The organism is Streptomyces sp. O3 (assembly GCF_054788135.1).
Genome location: NZ_JBTVYK010000037.1, coordinates 58,909 through 76,508 on the forward strand (window position 1 = coordinate 58,909; position 17,600 = coordinate 76,508).

At 71.2% G+C, this 17,600-nt stretch carries 12 protein-coding genes; 7 read left to right on the top strand and 5 right to left on the bottom strand.

All coding sequences use genetic code 11. The features are described 5' to 3' along the window. Positions 1–47: 47 nt before the first annotated feature. The 4 genes from ACX6XY_RS19675 to ACX6XY_RS19690 all read right to left on the bottom strand — a co-directional run bounded on the left by ACX6XY_RS19675 (position 48) and on the right by ACX6XY_RS19690 (position 3,997). Positions 48–962 carry an ABC transporter ATP-binding protein gene (locus tag ACX6XY_RS19675; protein ID WP_460332315.1) on the bottom strand — a complete coding sequence of 305 codons (915 nt, stop codon included), beginning with the start codon at positions 960–962 and terminating at the stop codon, positions 48–50. 233 nt (positions 963–1,195) lie between these two features. Beyond that, the gene (locus ACX6XY_RS19680) at positions 1,196–1,471 is read right to left on the bottom strand and encodes a hypothetical protein (protein WP_460332317.1); all 276 of its coding nucleotides are present in this window, start codon (positions 1,469–1,471) and stop codon (positions 1,196–1,198) included. 118 nt (positions 1,472–1,589) lie between these two features. Continuing rightward, positions 1,590–2,015 (bottom strand): hypothetical protein, encoded by a 426-nt coding sequence (locus ACX6XY_RS19685; protein WP_460332319.1) that lies wholly within the window; start codon positions 2,013–2,015, stop codon positions 1,590–1,592. 428 nt (positions 2,016–2,443) lie between these two features. After that, positions 2,444–3,997, bottom strand: coding sequence for a ricin-type beta-trefoil lectin domain protein (locus ACX6XY_RS19690; protein WP_460332321.1), 1,554 nt, complete (start codon positions 3,995–3,997; stop codon positions 2,444–2,446). A 104-nt stretch (positions 3,998–4,101) separates the two neighbouring features. Here ACX6XY_RS19690 and ACX6XY_RS19695 point away from each other — a divergent pair, with 104 nt between their 5' ends. From ACX6XY_RS19695 to ACX6XY_RS19710, 4 genes are all read left to right on the top strand, one after another. After that, positions 4,102–5,499 (top strand): class II fumarate hydratase, encoded by a 1,398-nt coding sequence (locus ACX6XY_RS19695; protein WP_460332343.1) that lies wholly within the window; start codon positions 4,102–4,104, stop codon positions 5,497–5,499. A 59-nt stretch (positions 5,500–5,558) separates the two neighbouring features. Next, positions 5,559–6,221: a cytidylyl-2-hydroxypropylphosphonate hydrolase gene (gene fomD / locus ACX6XY_RS19700; RefSeq protein WP_460332323.1), complete on the top strand. Its 663-nt coding sequence runs from the start codon at positions 5,559–5,561 to the stop codon at positions 6,219–6,221. A 315-nt stretch (positions 6,222–6,536) separates the two neighbouring features. Next, entirely contained in the window at positions 6,537–9,488 is a 2,952-nt protein-coding gene (locus ACX6XY_RS19705) for a SpoIIE family protein phosphatase (RefSeq protein ID WP_460332325.1), read from the top strand. Between the two features lie 163 nt (positions 9,489–9,651). Then, complete coding sequence (locus tag ACX6XY_RS19710) at positions 9,652–11,130, top strand: catalase (RefSeq protein ID WP_460332327.1); 1,479 nt, start codon at positions 9,652–9,654, stop codon at positions 11,128–11,130. A gap of 66 nt (positions 11,131–11,196) precedes the next feature. On the opposite strand, the gene ACX6XY_RS19715 is transcribed toward ACX6XY_RS19710, so the two are convergent. Continuing rightward, positions 11,197–13,476, bottom strand: coding sequence for a transglycosylase domain-containing protein (locus tag ACX6XY_RS19715; protein WP_460332329.1), 2,280 nt, complete (start codon positions 13,474–13,476; stop codon positions 11,197–11,199). 252 nt (positions 13,477–13,728) lie between these two features. Here ACX6XY_RS19715 and ACX6XY_RS19720 point away from each other — a divergent pair, with 252 nt between their 5' ends. Genes ACX6XY_RS19720 through ACX6XY_RS19730 form a run of 3 tightly spaced genes read left to right on the top strand, consistent with a single transcriptional unit; the run spans position 13,729 to position 17,458 of the window. Next, entirely contained in the window at positions 13,729–14,253 is a 525-nt protein-coding gene (locus ACX6XY_RS19720; RefSeq protein ID WP_460332331.1) for a PadR family transcriptional regulator, read from the top strand. Continuing rightward, on the top strand, positions 14,250–15,008 hold the full coding sequence (locus ACX6XY_RS19725; protein ID WP_460332333.1) for an ABC transporter ATP-binding protein: 759 nt from the start codon (positions 14,250–14,252) through the stop codon (positions 15,006–15,008). The genes ACX6XY_RS19720 and ACX6XY_RS19725 overlap by 4 nt, the downstream gene beginning before the upstream one ends. Continuing rightward, positions 15,005–17,458 carry an ABC transporter permease gene (locus ACX6XY_RS19730; RefSeq protein WP_460332335.1) on the top strand — a complete coding sequence of 818 codons (2,454 nt, stop codon included), beginning with the start codon at positions 15,005–15,007 and terminating at the stop codon, positions 17,456–17,458. The genes ACX6XY_RS19725 and ACX6XY_RS19730 overlap by 4 nt, the downstream gene beginning before the upstream one ends. The last annotated feature ends 142 nt before the right edge of the window (positions 17,459–17,600 follow it).

A 17,600-nucleotide genomic window follows, 5' to 3' on the forward strand; every position in this document is an offset into this window, starting at 1 on the left:
CGCCTCGGCGATCCCAACGGCCACCGGTGCTCTCAGTGCGGCAGATGTCACGAGATCTTGAACTCCTCTTCCGCGACGCTGAGGTAGAAGTCCTCCAGCGATGGCCTCTCCTCGTGGAGCCAGTACAGCGGCACTCCGCCTTCCAGTGCGAGAGTGCCAATCCGTACACGGTCCAAGCCCATGACCGTCGCGCCCTGCTCGCCGGTAGGGGTGAGGTGCCCACCATGTTCCGCCACCAGACGGGCCAGTTTCGGCAAGTCCGGCGCTTGGACGGTGACCACACGCCGACTGGCCGCCCGCTCCAGCACCTCTGTCATCGGCACCGCCGCCACGACCTGGCCGCGGGTCAACACCACTACTCGATCAGCCAACTGCTCCATCTCGGCCAGGAGGTGACTGGACACCAGCACAGACCGGCCCTGCTTCGCCTGGTCGCGCAGGAAGCCCCGGAGCCAGCGAATCGAATGAGGGTCGAGCCCGTTCGAAGGCTCATCGAGAATGAGCACGGGCGGATCACCCAGCAATGCCTGCGTGATACCCACCCGCTGCGCCATGCCCAGAGACAACTCCGCAAGCCTCAAGTGGGCGGCATCGGCCAGCCCGACAGTCTCCAGCAGTTCGTCGACGCGGTTGTCGGGGACTGCTGATCCTGCGGCCACCATGCGCAGGTGGGCGCGCACACGGTGCCTGGGGTGCCCGGCTACGCCTCCCAGGACCGCACCGATGACAGTCCCAGGGGCACCCCATTTGCACAGGGGGCTGCCGAGGAAGAGGGTCCGCCCTTCGCCCCTCCGGAGCCCCAGTATGAGGTGAATCGTTGTGGTTTTTCCGGCTCCGTTGGCACCGACGAACCCAGTCACCTCACCAGCGCGCAGGGTGAGCGAGACGTCGTTCAGAACCCGCTTAGGGCCGAAGGACAGCCCAAGCCCCTGGGCCTCGACGAGCACGTCACCTTTGTTCACCGCACTCTTCCTTCACCCGTCGACCGCCGGTAGGTGCTGACCGACGACGCCTTGGGCCAACCAGCCATCGGATTCTGATATCCGGGTTTCGTGTAGACTTATCGTGCGTTATCGCAAGGGGGAGGAGGCCCGCAGGGAGTCAAGCAGGCGTGGAAACCGAATGACTCTCGGTCCTCTTCCCCCGATTACCAACCTGGCGACAGGCAGAGTTGCGCAAATATGGTCGACTTGACCTATTCCCCCAGAAGGGCAATCAGCTGCCAAGCCAGAACCGCATGGACAAGAATGCAGGTACCCCACCCGGCAGACCCCTGGACCCCACGCCGGAACACTGCCATCCATCCGATCCCGACCAATAGGGCGGAAAGAGCGAGCAGTCCCCACGAAACAGCGCCCCAGAGCGCGGAAGGTTCCGCGAGGAATCTGATCAGCGCCACCGGAGCGAGCACCAGCAGAGGCAGCGCCCAGGTGCCTTCGGTGGCAGCGCCGGGGGACTTGGTGTCGGTCATCCTGGCCGCTCCATGTTCTCGATCGCTCGTGTTGCCGGGGCCTGCCCGGGCAGGCCCCGGCAACACCACTATTACTCACCCAGAAGGCGTTGGCACAGTGCCCCCTGGCCAGCCATCCCTAGTGGAAATGCTGGTAGATGTCCCACAGGGTCATCCCCGGCATGACGGCCCTCAGCGGAAGCTTCTGCCACCAGGACAGGTCGTTGTACCAAGCCTTGAAGGTCTTGTACGACCCGGCAACGGCCTTCGCGAAGCCCTTGACCTTACTGAAGGCCTTCCAGATGAGGTCCCACTTGCTGGCGGGCGTGACCTGGCCGCTGGCTATGGCGTTCACCTCGGCCCGCTCGGCGGTCGAGAGGCTGGCGGCCAGAGGGCTCGCCAACAGGGCGCGCGCAGCCTGCTGGGTCTCAGCCTGTTGCGTGACCGAGACGGTCCGGGTTGTGACCTCAGAGGCCTGGGAGGCCTGAGCCAGGCCAGCGGTCCCGCCAAGGGCAACGGCGGCGACAGCCGAAACGGCCGCCATCCGCAGGGCATTACGGTTCATTCGAGTCTTCCCTTACGTCGTCGCAAGGGGAATGAAACCATCAAGAAGGCCCAGCAGGCGTGGAAACCGAAAGGCCCCCAGGGCTCCCATCCCCCGATTACTGAACTGTCGCCGAATCCTCACGGTCAATAAGGACTCGATACACCTGGCGGGCTCAACCTTTGAGCCCGCTGGGTGCATAGGAACACTACCCCGTAAACCGATCACTCCACCAGCTCAGATTCAGCCAACAGACAAGGTCGGTTCATCCGGATCTCACAATGAGCTGCGGGTATCCGCTTTACAGTATGCCGGGCCTCTCGATCATCTGTCTTGAAGTAGCCCTGATATCGACTCAGCGGGCGGGCCGCCCTCCACCACTCCGGAGGGCGGCCCGTCGCGTTTCGGACGTGCGGATTACGGACGTGCGGATTACGGACGTGCGGAGGTTACGCGAAGCGCTGGTTCGCTGAGCCGTCGCACTTCTGGAGTTTCACGCGGTCCTTGGGCGCGGCCAACGTCACGCAGAGGCCGGGTGCTTCGGCCGGGCGGAGGGTGCCCGAGTCGTTGGTGAAGTTCTGGTTGGCGCCGCCGTGGCAGTTCCAGAGGGTGAGGGGGGCGCCCTCGGTGTAGGTGCCCTCGGGGACGTCGAGGCAGCGGTCGTGGCTCTGCTCGATGTGCAGTGACTGGGCGGTCTCGTCGTACCACCAGCCCTGGTTGCGTTCGCCGTGGCAGTCCCAGCCGATGATGTCCGTGCCGTTGCGGCTGCTGGCGCCGTTCGCGTCGACGCAGGTGCCGGTGGCCGTGTTCTTGAGCGGGGCGAACTTCTCGCTCAGGACGCCCGGATACAGCTTCGGGCTGCCCGTGCTCGCCGGGTCGACGCAACTGGCCTCGGCCAGGCCTGACTCGTACAGCTGGGTGAGGCAGGAGGCGAAGGCGCCATGGCCGGTCGCGTTGGGGTGGAAGGACTGGCGCGCGGAGTTCTCGTCCGGCGGGAAGGGGTTGGTCAGGTCGAGGTAGAGGCCGCGGGCCCAGGTCTGGGACGAGCAGACCTCGTGGCCGTGGAAGAGGCGGGAGCTGTCGAGGTAGGTCGCGCCGCTGTTGCGCGCGGCGGCGCGGATGCCGGTCTCGAAGGTGGGCACGGCGTAGTCGCGGCCCCAGGCCGCGTCCGAGTCGTAGCCGGTGCAGCCGCCGGGGATCTTGCCGGGATAGTTCGGGTTGTCGTAGATGTCCGGGCCGATGGGGCTCGGGTAGCTCATCACGACGAGCTGGTACGAGTCGTCCGCGTAGCCCGCGTCCCGCATCACGGTGCGCAGGTCGGCGACCGTGTCCTCGACCTTGGGCTGGAGGCCGTCGACCCTGCCCTGCCAGCCGGGGGCGTACTTGGGCTCGCAGGGGCCCTGGAGGGTGAACCAGCGGACCACGCAGTCGGTCATGACCGGGCCGAACTGGAGGTCGTCGTTGGCGCCCGCGACCAGCAGCACCATCTTGATCTTCGTGTTCCTGGCCTTGATGGCGAGGCTGTCGCTCTGGACGAGTTCGTCGGCGTACTGCTTGTTGCCGCCGATCTTGATGTTGCCCGAGTACGCGCCGGAACAGGCGACGTTGTACGTCTGGTCGGCCGGGATGCCGGTGCGGTGGATCGCGGCGTCCTCGGAGCGGTGGCACCAGTTGTCCGGGCCGTCGGTGCCGGGTTCGTACGATCCGGCGCCCTCGCCGGAGATCTCGCTGTCGCCGAGCGAGATCAGGCCGGTCTGACGCTCGTTCATGGGGCGTTCGGCCGGGTCGCCGTAGAGCTCGGTCGCCTCGGCGGCGCGGATCTCCTCCAGTTCGGGCGGGAGCGGGGCCGATGCCGGGGCCGTGGCAGCGGACTCGGCCGCGGCGGCGGGGGCGTTGAGCCCGATGAGGGCTACGGCCGCCGCCGCGACGGCGGCGACGGCGCATCTGACGCGTGGGCGGATGTGCCGTGTGTGGCGTGTGGACCTGCTTCTGGTGTGTTGCACGGAGCCTCCCCGATTCACAGTTACCACCGGTATTTACTGGCCGGTAAGCGAGTTGGGAATAGTCCGAACAAGACAAACGCTCAACTTTTTTGGAGGCGATCATGATGACGCAGGAAAACGATCAGTACCGGACCGAGCATGACTCCATGGGTGAGGTGCGGGTTCCCGCGCACGCCAAGTGGCGCGCCCAGACCCAGCGCGCCGTCGAGAACTTCCCGATCTCGGGGCAGCGCCTGGAGTCCGCGCACATCGCGGCGCTGGCCCGGATCAAGGCGGCCGCGGCCAAGGTGAACGCCGAACTCGGCGTCATCGACGGGGAGGTGGCCGCGGCGATCCAGGACGCCGCCGCCGAGGTCGCGGAGGGGCGCTGGGACGCGCACTTTCCGGTCGACGTCTTCCAGACCGGTTCGGGTACGTCGTCCAACATGAACGCCAACGAGGTGCTGGCCACCCTCGCCGGGGAGCGCCTGGGCCGTGCCGTCCACCCCAACGACCAGGTGAACGCGTCGCAGTCGTCCAACGACGTGTTCCCCTCGTCCATCCACATCGCCGCCACCGCGGCCGTGACCGGGGATCTGATCCCGGCCCTGGAGCACCTGGCGGCCTCGCTGGAGCGCAAGGCCGAGGAGTTCGCCGAGGTCGTGAAGTCCGGGCGGACCCACCTGATGGACGCCACGCCCGTGACGCTCGGTCAGGAGTTCGGCGGTTACGCGGCGCAGGTGCGGTACGGCGTCGAGCGGCTGCGGTCCGCGCTGCCGAGGCTGGCCGAACTGCCGCTCGGCGGCACGGCCGTGGGCACCGGCATCAACACGCCGCCGGGGTTCTCGGCGGCCGTGATCGCCGAGGTCGCGCGGGCGACCGGGCTGCCGCTCACCGAGGCGCGCGACCACTTCGAGGCGCAGGGCGCGCGGGACGCGATCGTGGAGACCTCCGGGCAGCTGCGGGTGATCGCGGTCGGCCTGACGAAGATCGCGAACGATCTGCGCTGGATGGCGTCCGGGCCGCGCACTGGGCTCGCCGAGATCAACCTGCCCGATCTCCAGCCGGGTTCGTCGATCATGCCGGGCAAGGTCAATCCGGTGATCCCGGAGGCGGTGCTGATGGTCGCCGCCCAGGTGACCGGGAATGACGCGACGGTCGCGGCGGCGGGCGCGGCCGGGAACTTCGAGCTGAACGTCATGCTGCCGGTGATCGCCAAGAACGTCCTGGAGTCGGTGCGGCTGCTGGCCGCCGCGTCCCGCGTCCTGGCCGACCGTACGGTCGACGGGATCACGGCCAACGCCGAGCGGGCCCGCGAGTACGCCGAGTCGTCGCCGTCCGTGGTGACGCCGCTGAACAAGTACCTCGGGTACGAGGAGGCGGCGAAGGTCGCCAAGCGGTCGCTCGCCGAGCGGCGCACGATCCGTGAGGTGGTGCTGGCGGGCGGGTACGTCGAGCGGGGCGACCTCACGGTCGAGCAGCTCGACGCGGCGCTGGACGTGCTGCGGATGACGCGTCCCTGACTCCTCTGACCTGACTCGGTCGCCCGGCTCGGCCCTCCCCCGGCGCCTAGGATCTGCGCATGAATGAGCACACGGCGGCGCGCTGGGCGCCGGGCAGCCACATCCTGTGGCGGTACCGGGAGAACGGCGGCCCGCGCCCGCACATCTGCCGCCCCGTGACCGTCGTCCGGGACACCGACGAGCTGCTCGCCGTGTGGCTCGCGCCCGGCACCGAGTGCGTCAAACCGGTGCTGGCCGACGGCACGCCCGTACACCACGAACCGCTCGCCACCCGGTACACCAAGCCGCGCACGGTGCGCCGCGACCGCTGGTTCGGCACGGGCGTGCTGAAGCTGGCGCGGCCGGGGCAGCCGTGGTCGGTGTGGCTGTTCTGGGAGCCGGGCTGGCGGTTCAGGAGCTGGTACGTCAACCTTGAGGCGCCGCGTACGCGCTGGTCGGGCGGGGTCGACTCAGAGGATCACTTCCTGGACATCTCGGTCTACCCGGACCGCAGCTGGCGCTGGCGCGACGAGGACGAGTTCGCCCAGGCGCAGCGGGCCGGGCTGATGGACCGGGAGCAGGCGCGTGCGGTACGGGCGGCGGGCCGGGCCGCGGTCGCGGAGATCGAGGCGTGGGGGGAGCCGTTCACGGCGGGCTGGCAGCACTGGCGGCCCGATCCCGGCTGGCGCGTACCGGCGCTGCCGGATGACTGGGACCGTACGCCCGCGCGTGTGTCCCCATGAGACCCTTGCCGCGCCCCTGTGGTGCAAACGTAGGATCGGCCTCCGCAAGGGCGCGTACCGGCAGCACGGCAGCAATGGCCGGAGCACGCCTGGCATTTGACTGACGGACGTCACTGAGGGGCGGCAGGACGTGAACGAGAGGTACGCCGGGGTGGCCCTGAGGCCGCCGGGGAGTTCCGGCGCGATGGCGAGGAAGTTCCGTTCCGGAGACACCTATTCGGGGTATCCGGCTTGCGGGACGACTTGCGCCGGGCCGCGCACAACGGGGCGTGGGAACGCCGGGCGCACAGCCCCGGACGGACGGATGCCATACGCGTGACGGACCACCCCACATCGCACGAGGGTCGACCGTGCGGCACGGCCGAGACGACCTCCCCCGCGGACGCCCGCGGGGCACGCCAGCGAGCCCCGGAGCCGCCGAACTCACCGGACACCGCCGCCGCCCGGCCCCCGGACCCGGCGGGTCCGGCGGGTCCGGGGGGTCCGACGGGTCCGGCAGCCCCGACGGCCGCGACCGCGTCCTTACCTCCGCAGCCTCCACAGTCCCCGCAGTCCCCGCAGTCCCCGCAGTCCCCGCAGTCCCCGCAGTCCCCGCAGTCCCCGCAGTCCCCGCGTGACGACGCCTCCGCCCGTACCGAGCACGCCCAGCCCGCGAGCCCCGACCCGACGGACCCCGCGAGCCACCGGGCGCGGCCGCGTCCCGCGTCGGACGAGCCGGTACGGCCGCGGCCGCGGCCCAAGCACGAGCCGGAGCGGCGGCGGGAACGCGAGCCGAAGCGCGGGGGTGAGCGCAGGGCTCAGTCCGGAGCGGAGCGGGGGCCCGAGCGGCGGCCGCAGGACGCCATCCCGCGCCAGCCCACCGACGGCACTCGCCGCACCGCCCCGGCGGCCCCGGCCAGCGCCCCCGCCGGTGACACGCGGCACGCGGCGACCGGCGCCGGAGAGCTGCCGGTGCGCGGTGAGCCCGGTCCCTGGCCGCGCCCCGTCACGGGGGCGGAGGCCGCCGACACCGGGAGCGGGGCCACGGGTGGCCCCGGCGGGCCCGGCAACGGCTCACCCGGCGGGCCGAGTGGGCCCGCGATCGGCGGGCGCGGCGGGCGGCGGGAAGGTGACCGGCTGCGGTTCGTCGGAGCCGCGACGCGGCGGATCGCGCGCGGGATAGACCTCGACGAGATCGTGATGGGCCTGTGCCGGGCGACCGTGCCGACGTTCTCGGACGCGATCCTGGTCTACCTGCGTGACCCGCTGCCGGTCGGCGACGAACGCCCGGTCGGCCCGGTCCTGCTGCGCCTGCGCCGCACCGACCAGCTCCGGCTACTGGATGAGGTGACCGACACACCCGACTCCCCCCGCCCAGCCACCACGCCCAGCCCCGCCAATTCGGCTAGCCCAGCCAGCCTCACCGGACCGGCCACGCCCGCCGACTCGACCAGCTCCAGCGACTCGACCGGCCCAGCCGCTCCGGCCAGGTCCGCCGGACCCGTCGCGTCTGCCGACCCGACCGGTTCAGCCGTATCAGCCGGTCCCGCCGACTCGGCCAGCCCCGCGGGGCATCCGGCCAGCCTCACCGGACCGGCCGCGTCCGCCAAACCGGCCAGCTCCGCCGACCCGGCCAGCTCCGGCAACTCAACCGGCCCAGCCGCTCCGGCCGCCCCAGCCGACTCGGCCAACTCCCCCGAACCGGCCCCCACACCCGCCGCCGGGGCCCCCGCGTCCGGCACCGGGCCAGCCGCGTCCGCCGCCGGGGCCCCCGCCTCCGCTGCCGGGGCAGCAGTCGCCGGTGGTGAGACTGCGCAGTGGGCTGAGCGGCGCGTGGTGTCTGCTGTGTTGCAGTTTCAGTCTGGCGACACGCCCGCAGCCGAGTTGTGCGAGGTGCGTCCGGGCGGGGCGCTCGCCGAGGTGCTCCGGGGGGTGCGCCCGGTGTTCGCCGACGCGGAGGACGCCGACGGCGCGCTGCCCGAGCTGCTCGGCGACGGCTGGACCGTGCCGTCGGGCCCCCGCGCGATCCTCGCGCCGCTGCGCGGGCGTCGCCGGGTGATCGGCGCCGCCGTGTTCCTGCGGCGGCCCGACCGTACCGCCTTCGATCCCGACGACCTGCTGGTGGCCGCCCAGCTGGCGACCCACACCGCGCTCGGCATCGACAAGGCCGTGCTGTACGGCCGCGAGGCGTACATCGCGGACGAGTTGCAGCGCACCATGCTGCCCGAGACCCTCCCGCAGCCCACCGGCGTACGGCTCGCCAGCCGCTATCTCCCGGCCGCCGAGACGGCCCGCGTCGGCGGCGACTGGTACGACGCGATCCCACTGCCCGGCAGTCGGGTCGCCCTGGTCGTCGGCGACGTCATGGGCCACTCCATGACCTCGGCCGCGATCATGGGCCAGCTGCGCACCACCGCACAGACCCTCGCGGGCCTCGACCTGCCCCCGCAGGAGGTGCTGCACCACCTGGACGAGCAGGCCCAGCGGCTCGGCAGCGACCGCATGGCGACCTGTCTGTACGCGGTGTACGACCCGGTCGCGCACCGCATCACCATCGCCAACGCGGGCCACCCGCCCCCGGTGCTGCTGCACCTGGGCGGCCGCGCCGAGGTGCTGCGGGTGCCGCCGGGCGCGCCGATCGGCGTCGGCGGCGTCGACTTCGAGGCCGTGGAGCTGGACGCCCCGGCCGGGGCGACGCTGCTGCTCTACACGGACGGCCTGGTCGAGTCCCGGCTGCGGGACGTGTGGACCGGGATCGAGCAGCTGCGGGAGCGGATGGCCGCCACTGCCCGGCTGACCGGCCCCGACCACCCGCCGCCGCTTGAGGCGCTGTGCGACGAGGTCCTGGAGATACTCGGTCCGGGCGACCGGGACGACGACATCGCCCTGCTCGCCGCCCGCTTCGACGGCATCACGCCCAGCGATGTCGCGTACTGGTACCTGGAGCCGGAGGACACCGCGCCGTCCCGCGCCCGCCGCCTGGCCAGACGCGCCCTGCTGCGCTGGGGCCTGGAGGAGCTCACGGACTCGGTGGAGCTGCTGGTCAGCGAGGTGGTGACGAACGCCGTGCGGTACGCGACCCGCCCGGTGACGCTGCGGTTGCTGCGTACGGACGTGCTGCGCTGCGAGGTCGGCGACGACGTGCCGCAGCTGCCCCGGCTGCGGCAGGCGCGGGCCACCGACGAGGACGGCCGTGGGCTGTACCTGGTCAACCGCATGGCCAGGCGCTGGGGCGCGACCCGGCTCTCGACCGGAAAGGTGGTCTGGTTCGAGCTCAACCAGACATAGGCACGGCTTCGAGGCCGGAGTCGAGGGCGGGGCGTGGACGGGCCGTGGACGGGCCGTGGGCCGTACGGGGGCCGTACGGGGGTGTAAATGTTGCCCGTGTGGCAGCGGCGGAGTTGACTGGCGTCTGAACGACGACGGCCACGGGAAGACGGTGAATCCGGCCATGCCCGAGAACCCGCGGAGCGACCCGTACCCCAAGGTCCCGTACACCACGTCCAACTCCGGTATCCCGGTGGAGAGCGACGCGTACTCGCTCACGGTCGGCCCCGACGGCCCGATCCTGCTCCAGGACCACTATCTGATCGAGAAGATGGCCCAGTTCAACCGCGAGCGGGTCCCCGAGCGGGTGGTGCACGCCAAGGGCGCGGGCGCGTACGGGACATTTGAAGTCACCAATGACGTCAGCCAGTTCACGAAGGCCGACCTGTTCCGCCCCGGCAAGCACACCCAGCTGCTGGCCCGCTTCTCGACGGTCGCCGGTGAACAGGGCTCGCCCGACACCTGGCGCGACCCGCGCGGTTTCGCGCTCAAGTTCTACACCGAGCAGGGCAACTACGACCTGGTGGGGAACAACACCCCGGTCTTCTTCGTCCGCGACCCGATGAAATTCCAGGACTTCATCCGCTCGCAGAAGCGCCGCCCGGACAGCGGGCTGCGCGATCACGACATGCAGTGGGACTTCTGGACGCTGTCCCCGGAGTCCGCGCACATGGTGACGTGGCTGATGGGCGACCGGGGCATCCCGAAGTCGTACCGGCATATGAACGGTTACTCGTCACACGCCTATATGTGGATCAACGGCGGCGGCGAACGGTTCTGGGTCAAGTACCACATCAAGACCGACCAGGGCGTGGCGTTCCTGCCGCAGAGCACGGCGGACGCGCTCGCGGGCGAGGACCCGGACGCACACCGCCGCGACCTGTTCGAGTCGATCAGGGACGGGAACGCGCCGAGCTGGACGGTCCATGTGCAGGTCATGCCGTTCGACCACGCGCCCGACTACCGCTTCAACCCCTTCGATCTGACCAAGGTGTGGCCGCACGGCGACTACCCGCTGATCGAGGTCGGCCGGATGACCCTGCACCGGAACCCGGAGGACTACTTCGTCCATATCGAGCAGGCCGCCTTCGAGCCGTCGAACCTGGTGCCGGGCATCGGCCCGTCGCCGGACCGGATGCTGCTCGGCCGCCTCTTCTCGTACCCGGACGCGCACCGCTACCGGGTCGGTCCGAACTACGCGCAGCTGCCGCCGAACCGGCCGCGCTCGCAGGTCGGTTCGTACGCGAAGGACGGCCCGATGCGGTACGAGCCCGCGCGGGTCAGGGCGGTGTACGCGCCCAACTCCTACGGCGGTCCGGCCGCCGATGTGTCCGCCTTCGGGGACCCGGCGGGCTGGGCGTCGGCGGGCGAGATGGTGCGCGAGGCGTACCGGCCGCGCCGCGCGGACGACGACTGGGGGCAGGCGGGCGCGCTGGTGCGGCAGGTGCTGGACGACGCCGCGCGGGAACGGCTGGTGTCGAACGCCAGCGGGCACCTGGCGCAGGGGGTCTCGCGGCCGGTCCTGGAGCGTGCGTTCCAGTACTGGCGCAATGTCGACGAGGAGCTCGGCGACGACATCGCCACCCGCGTCAACGGCGGCTGACCCCCGCCGCGCCCCGGCGGCTGACCCCGGTCCCAGTCGCCGCCAGGCCCGAGAGGTCCGCTGCGGTCAGTCGTCCTGGTCCGGGCCCTGCCCGTCCACGCGGTCTCCGGGGCCGCCGGGCTGCTCGGGGATGCCGATCGTGGGGTCCGGGTCCACCGTCGTCTGCGTCGGGTCCGGCTCCACCGTCGGGTCGGTCGGCTTGGTCGGCTCGATCGTCGGCTGCTCCGGCTCCAGCGTCGGCGGTGTCGTCGGCGTCGTCGGCTCCTGCGTCGGGGGCTCGGTCGTCGGCGCCTCCGTGCTCGGCGGCGGTGTCGTCGGGGGCTCGGACGACGGGGACTCGGTCGGCGTCGGCGAGCTGCTCTCCGTCGGCTCGGGCGGCTCGGTGACCGCCGAGCCCATGGACGTGTCCAGGTCGAACTCGGACGGCGCGCCCATGACGCCGAAGGTGTACGTGGCCCAGATCTTCGCCGGGAAGTCGCCTCCGGCGACGCCCCCGCCCTGCGTGCCCGTCATACCGCGCAGCGAGACCTGCTTGCTGGTCTCCGGCTGCTCGCCGAAGAGTCCGACCGCGGTGACCAGCTTCGGGGTGTAGCCGACGAACCACGCGGACTTGAAGTCGTCCGATGTGCCGGTCTTGCCCGCGACGTCCTGGCTGGCGTTGCGCACCGCGTAGCCCGTGCCGTCGTCGACCACGCCGGTCAGCACCGAGGTGACGGAGTCGGCGGCGGCGCGGCTGATCACCTGGTCGCCGATCGGGTTCCCGAGGTCGGCCTTGCCGCTGATGTGCTCCGCGGACTTCACGATCGCGGGGGTGACCTTCTTGCCGTGGTTGGCGAGGGTCGCGTAGACCCCGGCCATCTGGAGCGGGCTGGCGCCCATGGTGCCGAGCGCCTGGGCGGGCACGGCCTGCTGGCCCTCCAGGTCCATGCCGAGGGCGGTCGCGGTCTCGAAGACCTTGTCCATGCCGACGTCCACGCCCATCTGCGCGAAGACGGAGTTGATCGACTTGTTCATGGCGCGCTGGACGGTGACCGGGCCGTAATCGCGGTTGCCCTGGTTCGGCGGCGCGTACTTGACGTCGCTGCCCTTGACCGGGACCCCGCTGTCGCCGTCGTACACGGTGCTCGCGGTGATCGGCTCGCCGTCCTGCGTGGTGGCCTCGTGCTCCAGCGCGGCGGCGAGGATCACCGGCTTGAAGGTGGACGCGGGCTGGTAGTCGGCGCGGGTGGCGTTGGACTGGTAGTGCTTGACGTAGTCCACGCCGCCGTACAGGGCCAGTACCTGCCCGGTCTCGGGGTCGACGGACGCGGCGCCCGCCTGGACGGCCGCGTCGACCTCGTTGGCGTCCGGCTTGAGCTGGTCGGTGAGCTGGCCCTTGACCGACTTCTCCAGCTGCTTCTGCTTCTTCTTGTCGATGTTGAGGGTGACGGTCCAGCCGCCCGCCTCGATCTCGGCCTGGGACACGCCGCTCGCCTGGAGCTGCTTGTTGGCCGCGTCCACCAGATAGCCGACCTGACCCTGCTGGCCCGCCACCGGCTTGGGCTTCTGGGGCACCGGGAAGGTCATCCCGGCCCGCTCCCCGGCGTCCAGCCAGCCCATCTCGACCATGTTGTCCAGGACGTAGTTCCAGCGCTCCTTGGCCAGCGCCTTGCCCCGGTCGGTGGCCAGCGCCCAGTCATACTGGTTCGGCGCCTGGAGCAGCGCGGCGAGGTAGGCGCCCTGTTCGACGGTCAGGTCCTCGGAGTCGACGCCGTAGTAGGCCTGGGCCGCGGCCTGGACGCCGTAGGCGCTGCGGCCGTAGAACGCGGTGTTCATATAGCCGACGAGGATGTCGTCCTTGCTCTTCTTCTGGTCCACCTTGAGGGCGATGACCAGTTCCTTGAGCTTGCGGCTGACCGTCTGGTCGTGGGTGAGGTAGTAGTTCTTGACGTACTGCTGGGTGATCGTCGAGCCGCCCTGCTTGCCCTTGCCCCGGACGGTGTTGAGCACACCGCGGGCGGTGCCCTTGAGGTCGACGCCCTTGTCCTTGTAGAAGGACTTGTTCTCGGCGGCGACGAAGGCGTTCCGGACGTCCTCGGGTATCCGGTCCAGGCCGACGATCTCCCGGTTGAGCTTGCCGCTGCGGGTGAGGACCGAGCCGTCGCTGTACTTGTAGACGTTGCTCTGGAGCTCCGCCTCGGCGTTCGCCTCGGGGACGTCGACGTACAGATACAGGCCGACGAACCCGGCCATGCCGAGCAGGCACAGGCCGAAGAACGTGCCGAGGATCTTCTTCCAGGTGAAGAAGCGGCGTATGCCGCGGCGCGCGCCGGGCTGGCGCGGTCGTTGGGCTTCCGCTCGGCTCATTGCTCCGTTGCTCCAGTCACTGGGGTCCCCCACGGGTCAGCTCTGAAAGCTAACACCGGCGATAGGGACAAACGACGTGCCATCCGGTCTTTTGGGGACGTGACAATCAGCACCCGCCCTCTACGGAACCGACTCCCCAGAGGCACGGAAGGTTGCCCTCCACCTCGCACTGGATTTCGACGCGGGCGCGTCCCCGGCGGTATACGCGAGGTGTATACACGGCAGGTATACACACCCTGTACAGTGCTCGCCATGTCCATCGGTCACACTCTGCTCGGACTCCTGGAGTCCGGCCCGCGCCACGGTTACGACCTCAAGCGCGCCTTCGACGACAAGTTCGGCCACGACAAGCCGCTGCACTACGGGCAGGTCTACTCGACCATGTCGCGCCTCCTGAAGAACGGCCTCGTGGAGGTCGACGGCATAGAGGCGGGCGACGGCCCCGAGCGCAAGCGGTACGCGATCACCGAGGCCGGGATCACCGACGTCGAGCGCTGGCTGGCCACGCCCGAGAAGCCCGAGCCGTATCTGACCTCGACCCTCTACACCAAGGTCGTGCTCGCCCTGCTCACCGACCGGGACGCGGCCGACCTGCTCGACACCCAGCGCGCCGAGCACCTGCGGATGATGCGCATCCTCACCGACCGCAAGCGCCGGGGCGACCTCGCCGACCAGCTGATCTGCGACCACGCCCTGTTCCACCTCGAAGCCGACCTGCGCTGGCTCGAACTGACCGCCGCACGTCTCGACAAGCTCGGAAAGGCGATAGGCGCATGACCTCGCACGCCACCGGCACCAGCACCAGCACCAGCGCCAGCACCAGCACCAGCGCCAGCACCAGCGCCAGCGCCAGCACCGGCGCCCTGCTGACCGCCCGCGACCTGCGCAAGGCCTACGGCCCGACCAACGCCCTGGACGGCGCGGACTTCTCGCTGCACGCGGGCGAGATCGTCGCCGTGATGGGCCCCTCCGGGTCCGGCAAGTCCACGCTGCTGCACTGCCTGGCCGGGATCGTGCCGCCCGACTCGGGCACGATCTCCTATCAGGGCCGCGAGCTGTCCGCGATGAGCGACGCCGAGCGCAGCGCGCTGCGCCGCACCGAGTTCGGCTTCGTCTTCCAGTTCGGCCAGCTGGTGCCCGAGCTGACCTGTGTCGAGAACGTCGCGCTGCCGCTGCGGCTGACCGGCGTCAAGCGCAAGGAGGCCGAGCGCGCCGCGCTGCACTGGATGGAGCGCCTGGAGGTCGACGACCTCAGGGGCAAGCGTCCGGGCGAGGTCTCCGGCGGCCAGGGCCAGCGCGTCGCCATCGCCCGCGCGCTGGTCACCGGGCCGCGGCTGATCTTCGCCGACGAGCCGACCGGCGCGCTGGACTCGCTCAACGGCGAGCGCGTCATGGACCTGCTCACCGAGGCCGCGCGGTCCACCAACGCGGCCGTCGTCCTGGTCACCCACGAGACGCGGGTCGCCGCGTACTCGGACCGCGAGATCGTCGTACGGGACGGCAGGTCACGGGACATGGAGCGGGCCGTATGACCGCGCTCTCCCCACCCCCGGCCCCGTCTCCTTCTCCGTCTCCTCCCCCGTCCTCGGCTCCGGCGCCCCCGCGGCCCGCCGCGGCTCCCGGCCCGCTCGGCGTCTGGGTCCGCGACCTGGGCATGGGCATACGGTTCGCCGTCGGGGGCGGCCGCGAGGGCTGGTTCCGTACGCTGCTGACCGCCGTCGGCGTCGGCCTCGGCGTGACCCTGCTGCTGGTCACCACGGCCGTGCCGAACGCGCTCCAGGCCCGCGGCGACCGCGACGCCGCACGCTATGACGCGCTCGGATTCGGCGGCGAGGTGATGACCGAGGCCGACGACACGCTGCTGATCACCCGCGTCGACACCTACTTCCGCGACGACGGCGTCCGGGGCCGCCTGCTGCGCGCCGAGGGCCCCGACGCCCCCAGGCCGCCCGGCGTCGAGAGGCTCCCCGGCGCGGGCGAGATCGTCGTGTCCCCCGCCCTGGACAAGCTCCTGAAGTCCTCCGAAGGCGAGCTGCTCGCCCGCCGCCTGCCCGACCGGGTGATCGGGACCATCGGCGACAGCGGCCTGGTCGGACCCACCGAACTCGCCTACTACCAGGGCTCGGACACCCTGACGGCCTCCCCCGGCGGACACCCGGTCGCGCGGATCGACGGCTTCGGCGAGCCGCCCGCCGAGGAGGCCATGGGCCCCATTCTGACGCTGCTCGCGCTGGTCGTCTTCGTGGTGCTGCTGATGCCGGTCGGGGTGTTCATCGCCGCGGCCGTACGCTTCGGCGGCGACCGCAGGGACCGGCGGCTGGCCGCGCTGCGGCTGGTCGGGGCCGACAGCCGGATGGCGCGCCGGATCGCCGCGGGCGAGGCCTTCGCCGGGGCGCTGCTCGGGCTGCTGCTCGGGGCGGTGTTCTTCCTGGGGGCGCGGGAGTTCGCCAGTGGGGTGGAGCTGTTCGACCGCAGCGTGTTCTCGTACGACCTGAATCCGTCGCCCGTGCTGGCGCTGCTGGTCGCCCTCGCGGTGCCGGCCGCCGCCGTGGCGGTGACCCTGTTCGCGCTGCGCGGCGTGGTGATCGAGCCGCTCGGCGTGGTCCGCACGGCCAAGCCCAGGCAGCGGCGTCTGTGGTGGCGGCCGCTGCTGCCGCTGGCCGGACTCGCGCTGCTCTACCCGATGTTCGGGCAGGGCGACCGCGGCGGCGAGTTCAGCGAGTGGATGGTGACCGCCGGCGTCGTCCTGATCCTGGTGGGGATCACCGCGCTGCTGCCCTGGCTGGTCGAGGCGTGCGTGCGCCGCCTGGACAGCGGCGGGGTGTCCTGGCAGCTGGCCGTACGTCGGCTCCAGCTGAGCAGCGGCACGGCGGCCACCACGGTCAACGGCATCGCGGTGGCGGTGGCCGGGGCGATCGCGCTCCAGATGCTGTTCACCGGGGTGGAGGGCGACTTCACCGAGCGGACCGGGGCCGACCTGGACCGCGCCCAGATGGCGGTCAGCGTGCCCCAGGGGCCCGACGCCGCCCGCCAGACGGCCGAGGCGAACAGGCGGCTCCAGGGCCAGGAGGGCGTGCGCGGCACCTGGCCCGTGGTGTCCACGTATCTGGCCGTGCGGGCGAAGGACCCCGAGGACGTCGTGCAACTGACCGTCGGCGACTGCGCGACCCTGCGCGAGCTGGCGGACCTGCCGTCGTGCCGGGACGGCGACGTGTTCTACGTACCGGCCCCGGAGGGCATGGACGAGTACGACGGCTATCCGGACCCGGCCGAGATCGCCAAGCCGGGCGGGAAGGTATACCTCGAGCCTGGCTACAGCGAGCTGCCCGCGTCCGACGTGACGTGGACAATCCCTGCCAAGCCGCTGCGGGCCACCGGCCGTAAGGCCCCGGACGGCTCCCACTCCGTCGGCATGCTGGCCACACCGTCCGCGCTGCCCAGCACAGCGGACGCCGTGATGCGGGGCGCGATCGACATCCAGATCGACACGTCCGTGCCGGACGCGCGCGAGCACGTGCGCAACGCCGCCGCGCTGACCGACCCGCAGGTGTTCGCGTACGACTACACGGCCACCACCCAGTCGGGACGCTTCGCCTCGATCCGCACCGGCCTGTTCATCGGCGCGGCCTGCGTGATGCTCCTGATCGGCGCCAGTCTGCTGGTGTCGCAGCTGGAGCAGCTGCGCGAGCGCAGGAAGCTGCTGTCCGCGCTGGTCGCCTTCGGCACCCGGCGGCGCACGCTGTGCCGGTCGGTCCTGTGGCAGGCCGCGATCCCGGTGGGGCTCGGTCTGGTGCTCTCGGCCGGGGTGGGGATCGGGCTCGGCGCGGCCCTGCTGGCGATGACCAGCACCCCGGTCCGGGTCGACTGGGCGAGCGTGCTGACCATGTCGGGGATCGGCGCGGGCGTCGTCCTGCTGGTCACGGCCCTCAGTCTGCCGGTGCTGCTGCGGCTGATGCGCCCGGACGGCCTGCGTACGGAATGAGTGCGCCGCGCGTGCTCACCGCGTATGCGATGAGCGCCCGGTGCGTACGGAGTGAGCCCGTGACGGCCGGGTTCCTCGGGGCGCGCCCCCCCCCCCCCCCCCCCCCCCCCCCCCCCCCCCCCCCCCCCCCCGCCCCCCCCCC